Here is a 20,772-nt window from a genome sequence, read left to right on the forward strand (position 1 = left end):
TGGCATAAGAAAGAAATGAAACAACTGAAAGAAAATGAAGGCTTAGAGCGCGGTTTGTTGCTTACAATGGCTGTTATTGCGGGATTAACCGTGGCAAATTGCTACTACAACCAGCCTCTTCTGGAGATGATACGCCACGATATGGGGGTGAGCCAACATGAGGCAAACCTTATAACCGTTGTCACACAGATAGGCTATGCGCTTGGTTTGTGCTTTCTTATTCCGATGGGCGACCTCTACTCGCACCGACGCATAATTGTTGTGAACATGACGGTGGCAGCCATTATGGCCGTAGTTATTGCCGTTGCCAGCAAGGTGTGGATGATTTGGGGAGCCTCCCTGCTATTGGGAGCCTGCTCCGTAATACCGCAGTTTTTCATACCTATAGCAGGACAATACTCCAAAAAGGAGAACAAAAGCAGGAATATGGGCGTGGTTCTGTCGGGACTGCTTACGGGTATTCTTGCTTCGAGAGTGGTTAGCGGTTATGTTGGCGAATGGCTTGGCTGGCGCGAAATGTTCTTCATAGCGGCTCTTGTGATGGTGCTGTGCATGGCCCTTACGCTCAAGATTATGCCACAGATAAAGAGCGACTATGTGGGCACGTATGGGGGCTTGATGGCCAGCGTGTTTAATATTGTGAAGAGTAATGGGCGTATTCGCCTTTATGCCGTACGTGCCGCCTTCAGCTTTGGCAGCATGATGGCCATTTGGTCGTGCCTCGCCTTTCGGTTGGCTCAGGCTCCATTCTTCTCGGGTAGCGAGATGGTAGGAACGTTAGGATTGTGCGGCATTGCTGGAGCCATAGCGGCAAGCGGTGTGGGAAAGCTCGTTAACCAATGGGGCATAAGAAAGATGAGCATATATGGAGCCTGCTTGCAGCTTGTGGCGTGGGCTACGGCCTATCTGTTTGGCGACACCTTCATAGGGCTTGTTGTGGCTATCATCTTGGTGGACATAGGCTTGCAATGTCTGCAACTAAGCAATCAGAGTGGCTGCATTCAGGAGATGCCTCAGGCCTCCAACAGGGCCAACACCATCTTCATGACCACATATTTTATAGGCGGCTCCTTTGGCACCTATTGTGCCGGATTGGCTTGGACGCATGAGGGATGGATGGGTGTGTGCATGGTGGGAGCAATCTTGGCTGCAATTTCGCTCAGCATAACATGTTTTAAAGGGAAGAGAATTTATTAAGCTAAACGGATGTTTCCTGTTTTAAATTGTGCACCACATAGTGACGAGGAACGGCACGGTGAAGTCGGTTACGAATCCGTGGTAGATGCTTAGTGCCACGTAGCGCTGGCCTACCGACTGGGTGATGATGGGTAGGGTGGTGTCCATGGTTGTGGCGCCACCCGACGAAATGGGGGCCAATGGTCCGAACCGCTTGGCAATAAGCGGGGCAAGCAAGAGTGTAATCATCTCGCGTATGATGTTGGCAAGCAAGGCTATGGTGCCAAGCTCGGCTCCACGATATTCGGTTATGAAGATGCTCGACAGCGAATAGTAGGCAAAGCCGCTGTCGATAGCAAGGCAGTCGGTAAGGCTGCGGTGGTGCAGAATGGAGCAAACATCGTTGCTCATGAGCAGATAGGCCGCCATGGCTCCCATCCACGAGCCGAGTATGGTGGCTACGGGCAGAAGGGCAAAGCGGGGGCTGAGGCTCTTGATGTCGTTCTTCATGTCGGGGTTGAGACCAATGCCAATGCCTACGCAAAGCAACAGAGCACACAGGGCCACGAAGCTGGTGGTGCTGCTGAGAACCCATGCCGGCATGCTACCGCTGCGTCCGGCAAGCACGCCAAGTACGAAAAATCCCACTACGATAAGGCTTCCTTTCATCGCTCGTTTCCTCCCTTCGCAGTTTTCCACAATGCCCATGCTAAGGCACAGCTACCCAATGTGGCGAATACCGACAATACAATGGCTTCTACGCCCAGGGTGGGCAGAGCAGAAATGAGCTGCTTGTTGCTGCCAACCTCGATGCCAAGCATAAAGAGTAGGAGCCAGATGAACCATGTTGTGATTTTAGAGTTCCAGATGTTGATGGTCTTTAGACGGGCCAAGAAAACGCTCCTTGTGCGTAGAGTGTAGCCCACGGCTATACCAAGGAATATAAACAATATTACTATAAACATTCTGCAAATCTAATCATTTTTATCTGTTTTGGCAAATATTTGCGTACAAATAGTGTCGTGTGAAGGGAATAGTGTGTCATAACCTCTTGTATAGCCTGCTTTATATTGATAAATATGTTTACATTTTATTTCATTCTTATTATGATTTTTTCTTGATTTTCCACAACATTCCAATATTTATTGCTAACTTTGCAAACTGAAAATTGCAATTCGAATACTTAGCGGTATTCTACGTAGAAAGAAAACAAATTGTTTTAATAAATTTTATGGATTTTATCTTATTAATCACAGTCATCTTGACGGCTGTTGTATTGGTGGTAGGTGCATACGTAGTTGCAAAACTCGTAGGTCCCCGTTCGTACAACCCGGTTAAGGGTCAGCCTTTTGAGTGTGGTATTCCTACGCGCGGAACATCTTGGATTCCAGTGCACGTGGGCTACTACCTCTTTGCCATCCTTTTCCTGATGTTCGACATTGAGACACTCTTCCTCTACCCATGGGCAGTAGTAGTCAAGCAGTTTGGAGCCATGGCGCTTGCGAGCGTAGGCTTCTTCATGCTGGTATTGGTATTTGGCCTTGCTTACGCATGGCGGAAAGGAGCGTTGGAATGGAAGTAAGAAAACCTGTCATCAAGAGTATCCCTTACGATGAGTTCAAGGACAACGGTAGCCTTGAGAAAATCGTAGACGAGCTCCAAGAGGGAGGCGTCAATGTTATTGTTGGCTCGCTCGACCAGGCTATCAACTGGGGACGTTCCAACTCTTTGTGGTCATTAACATTCGGTACATCATGCTGCGGTATTGAGTTCATGGCAGTGGGCTGCGCCCGCTACGACTTCTCACGCTTTGGCTTTGAGGTTACACGTAACTCTCCACGCCAGGCCGACCTCATCATGTGCGCCGGTACTATCACCAACAAGATGGCTCCTGTCTTCAAGCGTCTCTACGACGAGATGGCTGAGCCTAAGTATGTTGTAGCTGTAGGCGGTTGCGCCATCTCGGGCGGTCCGTTCAAGAATTCCTACAATGTGGTGCGCGGTATCTCGGAGATTGTTCCGGTAGACGTTTACGTTCCGGGCTGTCCTCCACGTCCAGAGGCTATCCTCTATGGTATGATGCAGCTTCAGCGCAAGGTGAAGGTAGAGAAGTTCTTCGGTGGTGCCAACCACAAGATGAACAGTGAGGAGAAAGCACTCTCAATGTCGAAGGGCGGTCTGCACGGACTCAGCAACGAGGCTCTCGCTGGCGAGAAGAAGCGCGAGACAATCGTTGTGAACAACGTTCCCGAGGGCTTCGACGCTAAGAAAGGTCTAACTGATTAATATAATAAGGTATAAGATATGAAACTTGAAAACATTGAACTCTCATTCGACAAGTTCGCGAGTGAGATGTCGAAGCTGAAGAACCAGAAACATTTCGACTACCTTGTTACCATCATCGGCGAGGACTTTGGCGAGGAAGGCTACGGATGTATCTACATCCTTGAGAATACCGACAACAACGAGCGTTGCTCTGTAAAGACCATCGCCAAGAAGGTTGACGGCAGCGACGTTATCCCCACTGTCGTTAATCTGTGGAAGTCGGCTGAATTGCTTGAGCGCGAGGTGTTCGACTTCGTAGGCATCAAGTTCCTTGGTCATCCCGATATGCGCCGCCTCTTCCTGCGCACCGACTTCAACGGTTATCCTTTGCGCAAGGACTTCGACATGAGTCCTGAGGCAAACCAGTTCCCGTTGACCGACGAGCCTGAGAGCGACTTCACCGTAGAATACTCACTTGATGCCGACGGACACTTGGTTGCCACCAAGAAGCGTCTGTTCGACGATGAGGACTTTGTGGTGAATATTGGTCCTAACCACCCGTCAACCCACGGTGTGCTCCGCTTGCAGACTGTGCTCGACGGCGAGAAGGTGAAGCGCATCTATCCTCACCTCGGCTATATCCATCGCGGTATTGAGAAGATGTGGGAGGGCATGACCTATCCGCAGACTCTCGCCCTGACCGACCGTTTGAACTATCTCTCGGCTATGATGCACCGCCATGCTCTTGTAGGCGTGATAGAGGAGGGTATGGGCATTGAGCTCAGCGACCGCATCCACTACATCCGTACCATCATGGACGAGCTCCAGCGTATCGACAGCCACTTGCTCTACCTCGGTTGTACCGCACAGGACTTGGGTGCCTTGACAGCATTCCTCTACTGTATGCGCGACCGTGAGCACGTGCTCAACGTTATGGAGGAGACAACAGGCGGACGCCTTATCCAGAACTACTACCGCATTGGCGGACTCCAGGCCGACATCGACCCGAAGTTTGTAGAGAACACAAAGAAGCTCTGCAAGTATCTGCGCCCGATGATTCAGGAGTATCTCGACGTATTTGGCGACAACGTCATTACACACAATCGTCTTGTAGGCGTTGGTCCTATGGGTCTTGAGGATTGTATCAACTACGGCGTGACTGGTCCTGCCGGACGTGCTGCCGGTTGGAAGAACGATACCCGTAAGCGTCATCCATACGACCTCTACGACAAGGTGCAGTGGGAGGAGATAACAATGACCGGTTGCGACTCAATGGATCGTTACTACTGCCACATTAAGGAGCTTTATCAGAGCCTTAACATTATCGAGCAGCTCATCGACAATATCCCGGAGGGCGACTTCTACATCAAGCAGAAGCCTATCATCAAGGTGCCGGAGGGACAGTGGTACTTCTCTGTAGAGGGAGCCAGCGGCGAGTTTGGTGTTTATCTCGACTCTAAGGGCGACAAGAGTCCTTACCGTATGAAGATGCGTCCGATGGGTCTTACCCTTACAGGTGCTCTCGACCCGATGCTTCGCGGACAGAAGATTGCCGACTTGATTACTACTGGTGCGGCTATTGACTTCGTAATTCCAGACATCGACCGATAAAAGGAATGTTGAATTTTGAATGTTGAATTTTGAATTGTCGGCTTCGCCGATGAAGAGTTAAGAATTTTGAATGTTGAATTAGAATGTTGAATTCATAATTCACAACTTACAATTCAAAATTGTGGCTTGCCACAATAATTCAAAACTCAAAACTCAAAACTCACAATTCACAACTCAAAACTCAAAACTCACAAATCAAAATTTAAACAAAATGTTTGACTTTAGTATAGTAACAAACTGGTTCCACAATCTTCTCGCAGTAACCTGCGGACTCGGAGATTTTTGGACAATACTGATCGAGTGCATCCTGGTTGGTGTCTGCATTCTCGCAGGTTATGCCATCCTCGCCATCATCTTGATCTTCATGGAGCGTAAGGTCTGCGCCTACTTCCAGTGCCGTCTTGGCCCGATGCGTGTAGGTCCTTGGGGCGTGTTCCAGGTGTTCGCCGACGTACTGAAGATGCTCATCAAGGAGATCTTCTCAGTCGACGGTGCCGACAAGGTGCTCTACTATGTTGCTCCGTTCCTCGTGATTATAGCCTCTGTAGGCACATTCTCGTTCCTGCCTTGGAACAATGGTGCTCAGGTGCTCGACTTTAATGTTGGCGTGTTCCTCATGTCGGCTATCTCAAGTATCGGTATTGTAGGTATCTTTATGGCTGGTTGGGGTTCTAACAACAAGTACTCAGTAGTTTCGGCTATGCGTGGTGCCGTGCAGCTCATCTCTTACGAGATGTCTCTCGCACTTTGCCTTATCACAGCCGTTGTCTTGACAGGTACAATGCAGGTTAGCGGCATCGTTGAGGCTCAGACCGGTGCTTTCGGCTGGCTCATCTTCAAGGGACACATTCCGGCTATCATCGCCTTCCTCGTGTTCCTAGTGGCAGGTAATGCCGAGGCTAACCGTGGCCCGTTCGACTTGGCTGAGGCTGAGTCAGAGCTTACCGCTGGCTATCACACCGAGTATTCTGGTATGGGATTCGGCTTCTACTACCTCGCCGAGTACCTCAACCTCTTCGTAGTTTCAGGCATCGCCACCACAGTATTCCTTGGCGGTTGGGCTCCGTTCAACATTGGCGTAGAGGCCGTTGACGGTATCCTCAACTTCATCCCTGGCATCGTGTGGTTCCTCGGCAAGACATTCGCTGTTGTATGGCTGCTCATGTGGGTGCGTTGGACATTCCCGCGTCTGCGTATCGACCAGATTCTTAAGCTCGAGTGGAAATACCTCATGCCTTTGTGTCTCATCAACTTGATTCTCATGACAGTAGTTGTGGCATTCGGTTGGCACTTTTAATTAGAAGTTAAGGAGTAAAGAAGTTAAGGAGTTAAGCCAAATGTACTGATTGATATGGAAAAAAGGTTATGGCTTAACTACAAGTGACCAAAGGGAACGATAACTTCTCACTTCTGAATTCTTAATAATAATAAACAATGGAAGAAAACAAAAAATCATATTTCGGAGAAATCGGAGCTGCTGTGAAGACTCTCGCTGTAGGTATGAAGACCACCTGGAAGGAGTACTTCACACCGAAGAGCACTGAGCAGTATCCCGAGAACCGCAAGACCACGCTTCACATTGCTGCCCGCCACCGCGGACGCCTTGTGATGAACCGCGACGAGAACGGAGCGGTGAAGTGTACTGCTTGTACGCTTTGCGAGAAGGCTTGCCCGAACGGCACCATCAAGATTGTATCGCAGATGGTGGAGAACCCAGAGACTGGCAAGAAGAAGAAGCAGCTTGTCGACTACCAGTACGACCTCGGCGACTGCATGTTCTGCGAGCTTTGTGTCAATGCTTGTAACTTCGGTGCCATCAAGTTTGTCAACGATTTCGAGAACTCAGTGTTCGACCGCGAGGCACTTGTGCTTCACCTCGACAAGGAGGACTACAAGGGAGGCTCACTGCCCAACCTCATCGACGGTGGTGCCGACTTCGAAATCGGAACATTTAACACTAAAACCAAATAAGGAGTAAGAAAACAATGGCAAGTTTAGTAATGTTTTGCATCTTGGCAGTGGTCATCCTTGGCTCAGCTGTCATGTGCGTGATGACAAAGCGCATCATGCGTTCTATCACATTCCTGCTTTTCGTGCTCCTTGGAGTGGCAGGTCTCTATTTCCTGCTCGACTACACCTATCTTGGTGCAGCCCAGATTAGCGTTTACGCCGGTGGTATGGTGATGATGTATATCTTCGCCGTACAGCTCGTGAGCAAGCGCACTCTTCAGGGCTTGGTTGAGCATGTTAAGGGCAGCCGCGCACTCTCAGGCGCATTGCTCTGCATCGTAGGTTTGCTTACTGTAGCTGGCATCCAGCTCAAGAACGGCTTCTTGACTCTCGCTGTTGAGGGCGAGGAAGTTCCGATGCAGACCATCGGCGAGGCTCTCCTCGGCTCAGAGAAGTATCAGTATGTATTGCCCTTCGAGTTCATCTCAGTATTCTTGCTGGCATGTATCGTAGGCGCAATCGTTGTAGCACGTAAAGAAAAGGAGGACAAGTAATTATGATACCAGTAGAATGTTATTTCGTGCTTAGCGCACTTCTGTTCTTCATCGGCGTGTTTGGTTTCATCACCCGCCGCAACCTGATAGCAATGCTCGTCTCTATAGAGCTCGTGCTCAACGCTGTCGACTTGAACTTTGCGGCATTCAACCGCCTGCTCTTCCCGGGCGAGTTCGAGGGATTCTTCATGACCCTCTTCTCTATCGGTGTGAGTGCTGCCGAGAGTGCCGTAGCTATCGCAATTATTATCAACGTTTACCGCAATTTCCACAGCGATCAGGTGAACAGTATTGAAAACATGAAATATTAATTTTAGATTATGGATTTTACATATTCAATATGGATTCTTCTGTTGCCGCTGATCAGCTTCCTGGTTATCGGTCTGCCAGAATTCGTGAATAAGAAGTATGCCTGGTCGCACAAGGTAGCCGGACTCATCGGTACCAGTTCGCTTGGATTGGTTACTGTGTTGAGCTACTTCACAGCGTTCAAGTATTTCTCAGCCGACCGTCTTGCCGACGGCACCTTTGCAACTTTCGTCCCCTATAACGTGACATGGTTGCCACTGGGCCATCTGCACTTCGACCTCGGCATCCTGCTCGACCCAATCTCGGTGATGATGCTCATCGTCATCTCTACGGTCAGCCTCATGGTTCACATCTACTCATTCGGCTACATGCACGGTGAGAAGGGATTCCAGCGCTACTATGCCTTCCTCTCTCTCTTCACCATGTCAATGCTCGGACTGGTGCTCGCCACCAACATCTTCCAGATGTATATGTTCTGGGAGCTTGTGGGCGTAAGCTCTTACCTGCTCATTGGCTTCTACTACACACTTGGTGCAGCCGTACACGCTTCTAAGAAGGCGTTCATCGTGACCCGTTTTGCCGATATGTTCTTCCTTATCGGTATCCTCATCTTCGGTTACTACACAGGAAGCTATAACTTCTCGTTCACCGGTACTGAGATAGCTTACGGCGCTGGCGCTTCTGCCTTCACCGTTGCCGACAACGCTCGCGCTCTTGCAGCAGGCGGCATGATTCTGCCTACAGCCCTTGTGCTGATGTTCATCGGTGGTGCTGGTAAGTCGGCCATGTTCCCGTTGCACATCTGGTTGCCAGATGCCATGGAGGGTCCAACTCCAGTATCAGCTCTTATCCACGCTGCCACCATGGTGGTTGCCGGTGTGTTCCAGATTGCACGTCTCTTCCCAGTATGGATTGAGTATGCTCCTCAGGCCCTTGAGGTAGTAGTTATTGTAGGTGCATTCACCGCCTTCTATGCTGCTGCTGTAGCATGTGCACAGAGCGACATCAAGCGTGTGCTTGCCTTCTCTACAATCTCTCAGATTGCCTTCATGATGGTAGCCCTCGGCGTATGTCTGCCAGGACATCATGGTGCTGCTCTCGACAACCACGCCCAGCTTGGCTACATGGCTTCAATGTTCCACTTGTTCACACACGCCATGTTCAAGGCTTGCTTGTTCCTCGGCGCAGGTTGCATCATCCACGCTGTTCACTCCAACGAGATGTCTACAATGGGTGGCTTGCGCAAGTACATGCCTATCACCCACATCACATTCCTCATCTCATGTCTCGCCATTGCGGGTATTCCGTTCTTCTCGGGCTTCAGCTCTAAGGACGAGATTATCACCGCTTGCTTCGAGTACTCTCCAGTATGCGGTTGGTGGATGACAGGAGTTGCCGCCATGACAGCATTCTATATGTTCCGTCTCTACTACGGCATCTTCTGGGGTACAGAGAACAAGGAGCTTCACGCCCAACACACTCCTCACGAGGCACCTGCAGCCATGACCTTCCCACTCGTATTCCTGAGCATCATCACCGTAGGTGTAGGTGTATTCACCACACTCGGAGGCTTCTGCGACTGGAGCTGGGCAAGCTTCGGCTCTATTGTGAGTGCGGCAGGTACAGCCTACACCGTTCACTTCGACCCTCAGGTAGCAGCCACATCAACCGTGATTGCAATCCTTTCGATAGCCCTTGCTACCTATATATATAAAGGTGAGAAGCAGCCTATTGCCGACAAGATGTACGCTACATTCCCGCGTCTGCATCGATGGGCTTACAAGCGCTTCTACATGGATGAGGTTTATCAGTACGTCACACACAAGATTCTGTTCCGCTACGTCAGCCGCACGGCACAGTGGATTGACGAGAAGATCATCAACGGTCTTATCGACTTCTCTGCTTGGGGTGCCAACGAGGCAGGCGAGACCATCCGTCCTTGGCAGAGCGGCGACGTTCGCCAGTATGCCGTTTGGTTCCTTACTGGTACGGTAGCTTTAACATTATTATTACTTTGCTTATAATTAAAATATGAATATATTAAGTTTATTCGTAGTAATCCCTGTCCTGATGTTGCTCGGTCTTTGGATCGCACGTAACGTCAATCAGGTGCGTGGTGTGATGGTTGCCGGTTCGTCTTGCCTCTTGGCATTGAGCGTATGGCTCACACTCCACTTTATCGGCGAGCGCGCAGCAGGCAATACCGAGGAGATGATTCTCCGCGCCACTACGGAATGGTTCCCTGCACTCCACATCAACTATGAGGTGGGTGTTGACGGCATTTCCGTTGTGATGCTTCTGCTTTCGAGCATCATCGTGTTCACAGGTACTTTCGCTTCGTGGAAGCTTAAGCCGCTTACCAAGGAGTTCTTCATGTGGTTCACATTGCTCTCAACTGGTGTTTACGGTTTCTTCATCTCGATCGACCTCTTCACCATGTTCATGTTCTATGAGGTAGCCCTCATCCCTATGTACCTCTTGATTGGTTTCTGGGGTTCAGGTCGCAAGGAGTATGCAGCCATGAAGCTTACGTTGATGCTTATGGGCGGTTCTGCCCTCATCATCCTCGGCTTGGTAGGCATCTACTTCTTCAACGGTGCCTCTACAATGAGCATCCTTGAGATTGCCCACAACAACCACATCCCAGCAGCAGTTCAGAACGTGTTGTTCCCATTTGTGTTTATCGGTTTCGGTGTACTTGGTGCTCTGTTCCCGTTCCACACATGGTCACCTATCGGTCACGGTTGTGCTCCTACTTCTGTGTCAATGCTCCACGCAGGTGTGCTTATGAAGCTTGGTGGCTACGGTTGCTTCCGCATCGCCATGTTCCTCTTGCCACAGGCTGCTCACGATTTGGCTTGGATATTCCTCATCCTCACCACCATCTCAGTAGTCTACGGTGCATTCTCTGCTTGTGTTCAGACCGACTTGAAGTTCATCAACGCTTACTCTTCAGTTTCACACTGTGGCTTGGTGCTCTTCGCTCTGTTGATGATGACCCGCGTATCTTGCACAGGTGCTATCCTCCAGATGCTCTCTCACGGTTTGATGACAGCCCTCTTCTTCGCCCTCATCGGTATGATTTACGGTCGTACACACACCCGTGACATCCGTGAGCTTGGCGGTTTGATGAAGATTATGCCGTTCCTCTCAGTAGGTTATGTGATTGCCGGTCTTGCCAACCTTGGTCTTCCGGGCTTCTCAGGCTTCATTGCCGAGATGACAATCTTCAACGGATCATTCGAGAATGCCGACACATTCCACCGTTGCTGCACCATCATCGCCATCACATCAATCGTTGTGACCGCCGTGTACATCCTCCGTACTGTAGGCTTCATCCTCTTCAACAAGGTGAAGAACCCGCACTTCGAGGAGCTCACCGATGCTACATGGGACGAGCGTTTCGCAGTATGCTGCCTCATCTTCTGTGTTGCAGGTCTTGGTTCGTTCCCAATCTGGGCAAGCCATGTCATCAACGACGCGGTAGCACCTATCCTTAGCGTAATTCCAACACTTTAATAACAAGTTCAGCAGTAAAAAATGGATTATAGTCAGTTTTTTAATATGATACCCGAGGCTGGCCTTATGGCAATCCTCGTGATAGTATTCCTCGCCGATCTCTTCTTGAAGGGCGAGAAGAAACACGCTACATTGAGCATGCTGACATGCGTTTTGTTGGTAGCTCAGGTGGTATTATGCTTCACAGCCCAGCCTGCAGAGGCATTTGCAGGACTCTATACAGCAACAGCAGCAGCCCAGGTGATGAAGGTTATCCTTACAGCCGGAGCATTCATCGTTGTAGTTATGGCTCAGTCGTGGATTGAGCGCGAGGATGTGCTGCGCAAGGAGGGTGAGTTCTACGAGCTCATTATCTCTACATTGCTTGGTATGTATATGATGATTTCATCAGGACATTTCCTCATGTTCTTCCTCGGTCTGGAAATGGCTTCTGTACCTATGGCTTGCCTCGTGGCATTCGAAAAGTACAAGAAGGAGTCGGCTGAGGGAGCTGCCAATTTTGTCCTCACCGCCACATTCTCAAGCGGCGTTATGCTCTATGGCATCTCGTTCCTCTATGGTGCATGTGGCACACTCTACTTCGACGATATGGCTGCCAAGATCAGCGCAAGCCCATTGACAATCATGGGTCTTGTGTTCTTCTTCAGCGGACTTGGTTTCAAGATATCTCTTGTACCGTTCCACTTCTGGACAGCTGATACATATCAGGGCGCTCCTACAGCCGTGACAGGTTATCTGAGCGTTGTATCTAAGGGTGCTGCTGCTTTCGCCTTGATGACAATCTTGCTGAAGGTGTTCGGTCCGATGGTAGAATACTACGAGACCTTGATGTACATCGTCATCGTGCTCACCATCACCATCGCCAACCTCTTCGCTCTTCGTCAGACAGAGCTCAAGCGATTCATGGCGTTCAGTTCTATCTCGCAGGCAGGCTACATCATGCTTGCAGCCGTAGGCAACGAGACAATGGGCCTCACAGCCTTGATGTACTACGTGCTTATCTACGTTGCAGCCAATATGGCAGTGTTCACAGTCATCAACGTTGTTGAGACACGTGGCAAGGGCAATACAGAGATGTCGGTGTTCGATGGTTTCTACACCACCAACCCTAAGCTCTCGTTCCTCCTCACTCTCGCTCTCTTCTCATTGGCAGGTATTCCTCCTTTCGCTGGTATGTTCTGCAAGTTCTTCGTGTTCATGGCAGCAGCTCAGCAAGGCTCGAATATCGCCTACGCAGTAGTGTTTCTGGCATTGGTCAACACCGTACCGTCACTCTACTACTACTTGAAGATAGTTAAGTGTATGTACATCAACAAGACAGACACTCCGCTCCCCACATTCCAGAGCGACTGCGCCACACGCACAGCTCTTGCTCTCTGCACAGTGGGCGTACTCCTCTTCGGCGTATGCAGCTGCGTTTACGGATGGCTGGTAGCGGCTACATCTGCGATGTAGCGCTCGGCTTTGCCGCTTGCCAGAGCAAGAATGTTAATATAGCATAAACGAATAATAAAGAAGAATGGTTGGCAATTCGCACCAAGCGAGTTGTCAACCATTTTTTTTGAAAACATTTTGCCGTATGGATTAATTGTTGTAGATTTGCGATAAGATAATTATATAGAATAAACGTTTAGAAGCTTATGGATTCTACACATAATATAATTGAATATATAAACTGCTGTGTCGGTGCTTTTGCCAATCGTTTTAGTTTGACATTGGCGCAGTCATACGCCTATTTACGCAGGTTTAAAGGAATAGATTTCCTTATAGATAGTTATGCTGCAGAGCATACTCTTTCTATAGAGGATGCTGTGGAGGATATAATGTTGTTATGCCAAAAGAATGGAGGACGATTGGGATGCTGAAATTATATCATGGCAGCAACGTTGTGATTGACAAGATAGATTTATGTCGTTCATGAAAAGGCAAGGATTTTGGCTGTTATGAGCGAAGATATCCAATTTCAAATAGAATGTCTCTCTACCGAGTTAGTCGAAATGCTGATGCAAAAATATGGGTGGAATATGAAGAAGGCACTTGATGAATTGTATTCTTCAGAGACCTATAAGCGTTTGTGCAACCCAGATTGTGGTTTGTACTACGAAGGTTCGGTGTATGTGTTCTCGTATTTAGAAAACGAGATAGAAACAGGTATAGTAAAATAGATTCATGAAAACCCTCCTCTCTCACCGTCTTTCCATGGACGGGATAAATGATATTTGCTTGCTTGTTCAGGGCGAGCAAAACCATAGTTTAAAGGAACAGCTTTATCAGCTTACGCTTGACAACGACCGTCGTGTGGCAACCAATGCGTTGTGGGTATTCACCCATTTCGCGTTGGCTGATAATGAATGGCTATATGCCAAGCACGACCAGCTTATTGACCGCTGTTTGAATGAAAAGGACGCTACAAAGCTTCGCCTAATGCTCAATCTGCTTCTTCGTCAGCCTTATACCGAAGAAGACATCCGTACCGATTTTATTGATTACTGTCTGATGCGACTTACTGACCCCAAGTCGCCTTATGCCGTTAGAGCGCAATGCATCAAGCTTGCCTACGAGCAAATGCGCTATTGGCCCGAACTTCTTAATGAACTGCGCCAAACGCTTGAAATGATAAGTTGTGAGCCTCTATCGCCTGGACTGCGCTCGGCATGGCGGCAAGTGATGAAGAAATTGTAGTTTAGCTTATCGCTTTATTTTTCTTTGTTATACAATCTTTTATTACCCTGTAACGCATATTGAGACACCTAATGCGTACCTTTGCACTTGATTCAATAATACTACTATTATGGAAGAATCAAATAAACTCTATTATGGGTCTATTCCGAGAGTGCTTAACGAGGATATCTTGTCATTTCTCTGTATCAAGCATAAGGGTGAAATAGGACTTGGAAGTAAGAAGGATTGTCCTCGTATCCGTATACGCTATGTTATAGACAAGAACAGATTCGGTTATGCCGACTTTGGTGACTTCTTCTTTTGGGAAGATGGCGGTCTGTATGTTTGGCAACAGAGTGAAGAATTTGAAGAAGATCACAATCCAGACTTAGTAGAAGACTACTTCGGGCATCCGTGTGAAGGACGTGGCTATACGTTGCGTTCTATCTTTGCAGGAATAGACACAGGGTATGATGACAGCAACGGTAGTAGAATGTTCACTGGCGATGTTGTGCTGGTAAAAGAACCTAATGGATACGAAATGGGAGCTTTATGTCTTGCTTCACTATGCGGTAGGATTGGCGATGGATTCTATGGCTTCCCTTTGGACAATCACAGTTTGACGCTGGATATGTGTAAAGAAAGGGGATATAATTTAGAGCGTATCGGAACAATATTCTATCAGTTAGACCCTTGCGCAGACCCAGTTTCTATATGGGATAAAGCATTGACCTTCAACAATACTTATCGTGGTAAAGAAGATGAATCCGTCTTACGCACAATGGCAAAATATACACCAAACTTTGATAATGAAGTATGGAAATACTTGGGACTTGAGATACTTGGAATCGAGGAGTTTAATTGGAAATAATAACTATATAATATAATCAAAATGAGTACAAATAATACACTTGGTACAAGGTCGACACAACCTGAAAAAGCACGTCTTGGGGCAGTGGGAGAGAATATGGTTGTGTCTATGCTTATGCAAAATGGATGGGATGCCTTCAATGCGAATTGTACAATAAAAAATTACAAATCAATTGATATTGTCTGTCTTAATAGCGAAATAAAAGAAACGCCTAACTATCCATGGAAGCCAGTGTCGGCTCTTATTCAAGTAAAGACAAGTGTACAAAAGAATATTCCAACAGGATTTACAATAGAGGATAGTCTTAAGCGCGATTTGCTTGAGGAGAAAGTAATGGGACCGTATGTGTTTGTTTATGTTAATATGGTAAATGAAGAATGGAAGTTTAGGTACTTTATTCTTTCACGTAGCCAGTTTATTGAGCTACTTCATTCTGCACATGTTTGGTACAAGTATGATTGGTATAGAGATAAAGAAATATCTGAAAAAAGTCCAGCAGGAATAGATGTCAAATGGCTTATGGGAGAAGATGAACCTGAAACGAAAAGACATAAAGCTTTTGTGAATCCGTTGAAAGGGGTTTCATGTGAGGATTGTTGGGAGAATATTTGGAAGGATTAAGCCTATGTCACTCATTCAAAAATACATCTGGGTTATCAAGACCATTCATCGTTCTGGCCGCATTACATTGAAAGATCTCAATGAAAAGTGGCGTCAGAATATAGACCTTAGCCGTGGTGAGAACTTGCCACGGCAGACCTTTGATCGTTGGAAAGGTGGTATTCTTGATATGTTCGGCATTGTGATTGATTGTGAACAACATGGCAGATACCATTATTATATAGCCAATCCCGAAGTTTTAAGCGAAGGAGAGTTGCGTACATGGCTTCTTGACATCTACGGCACGGCAGAAACAATATCAAGCTGTATATCCATCCATGATAGAATACTGACAGAAGATATTCCTTCGAGCCAAGACTTTCTTGCAACAATACTTGAAGCGATGAAGTCAAATATTGTGCTGCAGATGACGTTTCGTTCTTTTTCGATGCAAGAGGCGAAGACGTTTCTTGTTGAACCGTACTGTGTGAAAATGTCCGCACAGCGTTGGTATATGTTAGCAAGAAATGTAGACTATAACTACTTGCGTTTGTATTCTCTTGATAGAATAGAAGGTGTTAACTTAACAGATGCTAATTTTGTTTTGCCAAAAGAATTTTGTGCAAAAGAATATTTTGCAGAATACTTTGGAATTGTATTGGATGAATCAGCTCCGCTTCAAAGAATTGTGTTAAGGGCAGATAAATATCATCAGCACTATATGCGCACATTGCCGTTGCATCATTCGCAAAGAGAAATCTATGCATGTGATGATTATGCCGATTTTGAATTAACCCTACGTCCAACCTACGACTTTTATATGAAGTTAATGAGTTTCGGCAATATGATAAAAGTTTTGGAACCAAGAAGTCTTCAGGAGAAGATATATAAATGGTTGGAAAAAACAATAGAAGTTTACAAATAAAAATAATTCAATAAGTATGGAATCAAGATTATTTCAAGCCTTAAAAGCTTTCAAAGGCGCTGATGGTTGCGAAGCAAACCTGTTTGAAGAGTTTAAGAAAATTGCTGAAGCAGCATTCTTCTCTGGCTATTTTCTTATTAATGGCGGTTGTAAGGATGCGTATAAACTAAAGTTGACCTGCATCGAATTTTATTACCACGAGGATGATGGCAATATTAAAGATGAAAAAAAATATCTGAAAGGGAAAGATGAATTTGGCTATGCTTTAGGTGCTGTATGTCCGAATCCATCAGGCGTGGATGTTTTGTTTGATGATCCACAGAAGAAATATCATGCGTCTTTCTTGATTAGAGGCTATAAAGCTATTGTGCCTGGGGAAAAAGAATGGGAGAATAATGAAAAAAGAAAAAATTGGGCTCCTCATGATTTTTGGTATGATTTATATGGTGGAGCAAATATGCTAAGCAATGGCAAGTTTAGTATAGAATGGATAGATGAGTCTGATGAAACGCTGGGCTATGCAGAACCTATGAAGCGAATCAAAATAAACGACAACAGATTATGGGGATTTAAACGAGTTGAAAAGCTATGATAACAGAACAATATAAAGACAAAGTGTTTTTTTCACAGTTGCTACGTACAGATTATCCCAATATCTATAAGGATGTTTGTGAAATTCTGGATGCTAATAACGTAGCGCATGAAACGCTTCCTTTAACTAAGGATTATTGGTGTCGTGACTATATGCCAATACAATATGCATGTAATCGTTTCTCTCAATTTGTATACAATCCCGACTATCTAAAAGGAAAGGAAAAATATATTACTGATGTAGATAAAGTGATGAATAAGATTGAAGATAAGAATTTTGAAATCAATCATTCTTCTTTGGTTATAGATGGTGGAAATATTGTTGTTGGCGAAATAGAACAACCAAATACTTACACCACTAAATCCTTTATTGTAATGACAGACAAGGTGATGATAGAAAACGAAGGATTATCTAAAAAGGAGATAGAATCTAAAATTCGGGATTCTTTCAAACTCAAAGAATATAATTCGGATAATGATGATAAAACTATAGTATGGCTACCATGGGATAAAAAGGATGTTTGTGGGCATACGGATGGAATATTAAGATTTGTCGGCGCACAAAAAAATGGCAAACCTGTAGTGTTAACTAATCTTTCAGTATATGATGATGGTATTGCTACTCAAATGCGTAATATCTTGATGGAATATTTTTATGTTATAGAGTTGAAACTTTCTGAATATCACGAATTAAGTTGGGCATATATCAACGCTCTTCAGACACGTGATGTTATTATTGTTCCAGGAATTGGCAATACAAAACTTGATAATGAAGCAATGGGTCAGTTTATTGCTTTATATCCTGATTATAGAGGAAGGATTTTTCAAGTTCAGATGAAAGAAATTATTGAGAAATGGGGCGGAGCTTTGAACTGTTGTACATGGACAATTAGTGAAGATAAGAAACTACAATAGCCGTACCAGACATCATCAATGCTGGTATCTGATAGCAGATACTCTTTCCACCGCCAGTAGGCATCAACACCAAACAGTCTTTGTTGCTAAGTATATGGCGTATAATGTTCTCTTGTAGAGGGCGAAAGGAATTATATCCAAAATATCTTTTGAGTGTAGATAGCATAGGTTATTATTTTAAGGTGTATTATGAATATATATATTAATGTGACAAATGTACAAAGAATAATCGAAATATAGAATAACGAAACGTATTATTTTGTTCTCCAGTTTATGATTATATATACCAATTTTCTGAATATGTATTTGCCTTAGAAACAAATAGAAAAGTTGGGTTTATGAACATAAAAGGAGAGATAATTATTCCTATTGAATATGATTCTTTGTCCTGTAGAAATGATAAATATTATAAATTTTCTAATGGAAGGGCCAAGGTGGTAAAGTGTCTTGATGCTTTCGAAGGTGATGAGATGAATATGTGGAATATAGATTAGTTAATGTTCATCGTGCAGTTATCAACGATACTGCACGATGAACAAAGCCAAAAAAGTTTTAGCCCAATTGATAGAAATGATTCTAAGCATTTCTCTTATGGATAAGACACCACTCGTTGATTTCTTCGAAAGGACTGATTTAAAAATGTCAAAGAACTCGATTGTCCCCTCTTTCTGTGGTTATTTGATTAATGTTTAACTGGGCCCGATTTTAACGGGACACTAATGATTTTAATTTATAAGCAAAGGTATAATGATGAATAAATGTGTACAAGGCTACATCGTGGGTACGCCTATTTTTTGTTGTTAGATATCACATTTAATTACGAAATGTACCATAGATTAAAACATTGATACTAATTTATTTGTGTGGCTATGGTTCTTATGTCACATTTATTACAATACTCAACTATTTTTATATCAATCATATAGTTTTAATTATATCGGAAAAATTTGTTATAAATTTTGGATATTCAACAAATATTCTTTAATTTTGGAACAAATATATACAAAAAACCCGCGGTTGTCCGCGGGTGGAAGATACTCCAAAGTATCCAAACTTTGGACTCTACGGCTTATAGCCTTGTTGTGAAAAGTCTTTCACTTGTGTATCTTCTGCAAAGATAAGAAACATTTTTCATACTAACGAATTAAATCTCCTAAATATGACAGAAAAAATACTTGGAATAGACCTTGGTACCAATTCAATAGGTAAAACTGGCAAGGTGGCGAAGGTCGTGTGGTATCGCTAAAGTGGTACACACCGAAGAAAGATAAGCCTAAGTATGGTGGCGACAACGGTAAGAACCGTCGTGTGATGCGTTTCCCAGAGGTAGTGCTCACCTATGCTGAGGCGCTGAATGAGATGGGCGACCGCGAGAAATCATTGCAGATGCTGAACATGTGTAAAGCGCAAGTAAACACCATCAATGCCAGCACGGTGCTTTATAAGGCAGGCGGCTATGGCTATATGCGCGACCAGATATGGAAAGAACGTCGTGCCGAGATGTGTTTCGAGTGGGATCGCTATTTCGATCTGGTACGCTCGGGACAGGCTGCCAAGGTGATGCACGCTTTTGGAGCACGCCGTGCCAATCGTCGTGGAGCTTACTTCCGCGAGGGTGTACACAACCTTCTGCCTATTCCCCAGACAGAGGTTGACGTGTCAAACGGAAAGGTTGAGCAGAACCCTGGCTATTAAGTCTCGGCTTTTATGAAAAATGGTTGTAAACAATAAAGTCATTTTACATTTTATGAAAAAGATAATTAGTTTTGCCCTCATGGCTTGTGCACTGCTTCTCAATACAGCATGTAGTGACGAGAACGTAGAGTCGCGCACACCAGTGGCTTCAATACAATATGATACGAACAAGACAACGCTGAAGGTGAACGAATCGTTGGTGATTGATTTCACAGGCGTAGCCGACCTTGTAGCTATCTATCCTGGCGATGATGGACATCGCTATGAGAAACGTGACGAGATGGAAACGGGTATTGCCGTGAACAAAAACCATTTCACCTATTCGTATAAAGCGCCAGGCACCTATCATGTGGTGTGCGTAGCCTCTACCTTCGACACTTATATGGGTGGCAACCTGAAACAGGCCACTTGCTCGTTTGATGTTACCGTGGTTGACGATGAGACCGAATTTAAGGACCTCTACACAACAATCACCCCCAACACCTTCTATGCTAACAAGCTGGGAGATGATGCATGGGTGCTGAATTTGCCCACAAAGCAGGTGTATAATGGTAAAGACATTAAGGTAAACCCAAAGAACCAGCGTATCTATTATGATATGCCTTCCGACTCTACCCTCGTGTTTGTTGATATGTCTGATGCCGATTATCAGCTTCTTCAGAACTATTCAGCCCTCAGCTCTGCCGAGCAAAAAGCCCTGAAGAATAAGGTAACCACCAACAAGGTGCGCTACAATCTTTCACAAGATCATGTCATCACAGTGCGCTCTTATGCAGGAACCATTAAGCAATATACACTCTATTGCTTGATATATCCTGAGTTTAAGACTGTAACGGTGAATGGTGTGAAGGGCGTGCTCACACGCGATGCCTTTAACCAAGACCATCAGATATACACCTTCACGTTGCCCGCTGGCACCGATGTGGCCAATGCAAAGATTGAATATACACTTGATGGCACCGGCACCTTTATGATAGATGGCACCGAAGTGGTTTCGGGTACCACTACCAATCTTGCTGCTGATAAGCTCAGCATTGAACGTTCTTCTGATGCTAATGCACAGGCAAAGGCTGTGTCGAACGTTGAGTTTGTCTTCAAGTTTCAATAATTGATCTATAAATTTAGGATAA

General features: G+C 45.6%; 24 protein-coding genes and 1 pseudogene. 22 read left to right on the forward strand and 3 right to left on the reverse strand.

Annotation, left to right across the window (positions count from 1 at the left end):
* Window positions 1-15 precede the first annotated feature (15 nt).
* Window positions 16-1,197: an MFS transporter gene (locus C9991_RS07045; RefSeq protein ID WP_106811893.1), complete on the forward strand. Its 1,182-nt coding sequence runs from the start codon at window positions 16-18 to the stop codon at window positions 1,195-1,197.
* Window positions 1,198-1,218: 21 nt separating this feature from the next.
* Here C9991_RS07045 and C9991_RS07050 read toward each other — a convergent pair whose 3' ends face one another.
* Entirely contained in the window at window positions 1,219-1,845 is a 627-nt protein-coding gene (locus C9991_RS07050; RefSeq protein ID WP_106811894.1) for a LysO family transporter, read from the reverse strand.
* Complete coding sequence (locus tag C9991_RS07055) at window positions 1,842-2,141, reverse strand: LysO family transporter (protein ID WP_106811895.1); 300 nt, start codon at window positions 2,139-2,141, stop codon at window positions 1,842-1,844. The genes C9991_RS07050 and C9991_RS07055 overlap by 4 nt, the downstream gene beginning before the upstream one ends.
* Window positions 2,142-2,407: 266 nt before the next feature.
* On the opposite strand from C9991_RS07055, the gene C9991_RS07060 reads away from it, so the two are divergent.
* From C9991_RS07060 to C9991_RS07145, 18 genes are all read left to right on the forward strand, one after another.
* Entirely contained in the window at window positions 2,408-2,758 is a 351-nt protein-coding gene (locus tag C9991_RS07060) for an NADH-quinone oxidoreductase subunit A (RefSeq protein ID WP_106812768.1), read from the forward strand.
* Complete coding sequence (locus tag C9991_RS07065; protein WP_106811896.1) at window positions 2,749-3,462, forward strand: NADH-quinone oxidoreductase subunit B; 714 nt, start codon at window positions 2,749-2,751, stop codon at window positions 3,460-3,462. The genes C9991_RS07060 and C9991_RS07065 overlap by 10 nt, the downstream gene beginning before the upstream one ends.
* An 18-nt stretch (window positions 3,463-3,480) precedes the next feature.
* Window positions 3,481-5,052, forward strand: coding sequence for an NADH-quinone oxidoreductase subunit D-related protein (locus C9991_RS07070; RefSeq protein WP_106811897.1), 1,572 nt, complete (start codon window positions 3,481-3,483; stop codon window positions 5,050-5,052).
* Between the two features lie 211 nt (window positions 5,053-5,263).
* Window positions 5,264-6,349 carry an NADH-quinone oxidoreductase subunit NuoH gene (gene nuoH / locus C9991_RS07075; RefSeq protein ID WP_106811898.1) on the forward strand — a complete coding sequence of 362 codons (1,086 nt, stop codon included), beginning with the start codon at window positions 5,264-5,266 and terminating at the stop codon, window positions 6,347-6,349.
* Between the two features lie 137 nt (window positions 6,350-6,486).
* Complete coding sequence (locus C9991_RS07080; RefSeq protein ID WP_106811899.1) at window positions 6,487-7,023, forward strand: NuoI/complex I 23 kDa subunit family protein; 537 nt, start codon at window positions 6,487-6,489, stop codon at window positions 7,021-7,023.
* 14 nt (window positions 7,024-7,037) lie between these two features.
* Window positions 7,038-7,556, forward strand: a complete 519-nt coding sequence (locus tag C9991_RS07085; RefSeq protein ID WP_106811900.1) for an NADH-quinone oxidoreductase subunit J family protein — start codon at window positions 7,038-7,040, stop codon at window positions 7,554-7,556.
* 2 nt (window positions 7,557-7,558) lie between these two features.
* The gene (nuoK, locus tag C9991_RS07090) at window positions 7,559-7,867 is read left to right on the forward strand and encodes an NADH-quinone oxidoreductase subunit NuoK (protein ID WP_106811901.1); all 309 of its coding nucleotides are present in this window, start codon (window positions 7,559-7,561) and stop codon (window positions 7,865-7,867) included.
* Window positions 7,868-7,876: 9 nt separating this feature from the next.
* Window positions 7,877-9,889 carry an NADH-quinone oxidoreductase subunit L gene (gene nuoL, locus C9991_RS07095; RefSeq protein WP_106811902.1) on the forward strand — a complete coding sequence of 671 codons (2,013 nt, stop codon included), beginning with the start codon at window positions 7,877-7,879 and terminating at the stop codon, window positions 9,887-9,889.
* Between the two features lie 7 nt (window positions 9,890-9,896).
* Window positions 9,897-11,384, forward strand: coding sequence for a complex I subunit 4 family protein (locus C9991_RS07100; RefSeq protein ID WP_106811903.1), 1,488 nt, complete (start codon window positions 9,897-9,899; stop codon window positions 11,382-11,384).
* Window positions 11,385-11,405: 21 nt separating this feature from the next.
* The gene (locus tag C9991_RS07105; RefSeq protein ID WP_106811904.1) at window positions 11,406-12,839 is read left to right on the forward strand and encodes an NADH-quinone oxidoreductase subunit N; all 1,434 of its coding nucleotides are present in this window, start codon (window positions 11,406-11,408) and stop codon (window positions 12,837-12,839) included.
* 185 nt (window positions 12,840-13,024) lie between these two features.
* Window positions 13,025-13,249, forward strand: a complete 225-nt coding sequence (locus C9991_RS07110) for a DUF3791 domain-containing protein (RefSeq protein WP_106811905.1) — start codon at window positions 13,025-13,027, stop codon at window positions 13,247-13,249.
* A 159-nt stretch (window positions 13,250-13,408) separates the two neighbouring features.
* Complete coding sequence (locus tag C9991_RS16985) at window positions 13,409-13,549, forward strand: hypothetical protein (RefSeq protein WP_232823272.1); 141 nt, start codon at window positions 13,409-13,411, stop codon at window positions 13,547-13,549.
* Between the two features lie 4 nt (window positions 13,550-13,553).
* The gene (locus tag C9991_RS07120) at window positions 13,554-14,066 is read left to right on the forward strand and encodes a HEAT-like fold family protein (RefSeq protein WP_106811906.1); all 513 of its coding nucleotides are present in this window, start codon (window positions 13,554-13,556) and stop codon (window positions 14,064-14,066) included.
* Window positions 14,067-14,175: 109 nt separating this feature from the next.
* The gene (locus C9991_RS07125) at window positions 14,176-14,916 is read left to right on the forward strand and encodes a hypothetical protein (RefSeq protein ID WP_106811907.1); all 741 of its coding nucleotides are present in this window, start codon (window positions 14,176-14,178) and stop codon (window positions 14,914-14,916) included.
* Window positions 14,917-14,937: 21 nt separating this feature from the next.
* The gene (locus C9991_RS07130; RefSeq protein ID WP_106811908.1) at window positions 14,938-15,537 is read left to right on the forward strand and encodes a hypothetical protein; all 600 of its coding nucleotides are present in this window, start codon (window positions 14,938-14,940) and stop codon (window positions 15,535-15,537) included.
* Between the two features lie 4 nt (window positions 15,538-15,541).
* On the forward strand, window positions 15,542-16,441 hold the full coding sequence (locus C9991_RS07135) for a helix-turn-helix transcriptional regulator (RefSeq protein WP_106811909.1): 900 nt from the start codon (window positions 15,542-15,544) through the stop codon (window positions 16,439-16,441).
* Between the two features lie 16 nt (window positions 16,442-16,457).
* Complete coding sequence (locus C9991_RS07140) at window positions 16,458-17,033, forward strand: hypothetical protein (protein WP_106811910.1); 576 nt, start codon at window positions 16,458-16,460, stop codon at window positions 17,031-17,033.
* Window positions 17,030-17,947: an agmatine deiminase family protein gene (locus C9991_RS07145; RefSeq protein ID WP_106811911.1), complete on the forward strand. Its 918-nt coding sequence runs from the start codon at window positions 17,030-17,032 to the stop codon at window positions 17,945-17,947. The genes C9991_RS07140 and C9991_RS07145 overlap by 4 nt, the downstream gene beginning before the upstream one ends.
* On the opposite strand, the pseudogene C9991_RS07150 reads toward C9991_RS07145, so the two are convergent.
* A pseudogene (locus tag C9991_RS07150) lies at window positions 17,928-18,113 on the reverse strand (DEAD/DEAH box helicase); the annotation flags it as partial. The gene C9991_RS07145 and the pseudogene C9991_RS07150 overlap by 20 nt on opposite strands.
* 172 nt (window positions 18,114-18,285) lie before the next feature.
* Here C9991_RS07150 and C9991_RS07155 point away from each other — a divergent pair.
* The 3 genes from C9991_RS07155 (at window position 18,286) to C9991_RS07165 (ending at window position 20,750) form a co-directional block, all read left to right on the forward strand.
* Window positions 18,286-18,441, forward strand: a complete 156-nt coding sequence (locus tag C9991_RS07155; RefSeq protein ID WP_106811913.1) for a hypothetical protein — start codon at window positions 18,286-18,288, stop codon at window positions 18,439-18,441.
* Window positions 18,442-19,180: 739 nt separating this feature from the next.
* The gene (locus tag C9991_RS07160) at window positions 19,181-19,642 is read left to right on the forward strand and encodes a RagB/SusD family nutrient uptake outer membrane protein (protein ID WP_106811914.1); all 462 of its coding nucleotides are present in this window, start codon (window positions 19,181-19,183) and stop codon (window positions 19,640-19,642) included.
* A gap of 52 nt (window positions 19,643-19,694) precedes the next feature.
* Window positions 19,695-20,750: a DUF5017 domain-containing protein gene (locus C9991_RS07165; protein WP_106811915.1), complete on the forward strand. Its 1,056-nt coding sequence runs from the start codon at window positions 19,695-19,697 to the stop codon at window positions 20,748-20,750.
* Window positions 20,751-20,772 lie beyond the last annotated feature (22 nt).

Origin of the sequence: Prevotella merdae (assembly GCF_900290275.1) — a bacterium.
Lineage (GTDB): Bacteria > Bacteroidota > Bacteroidia > Bacteroidales > Bacteroidaceae > Prevotella > Prevotella merdae.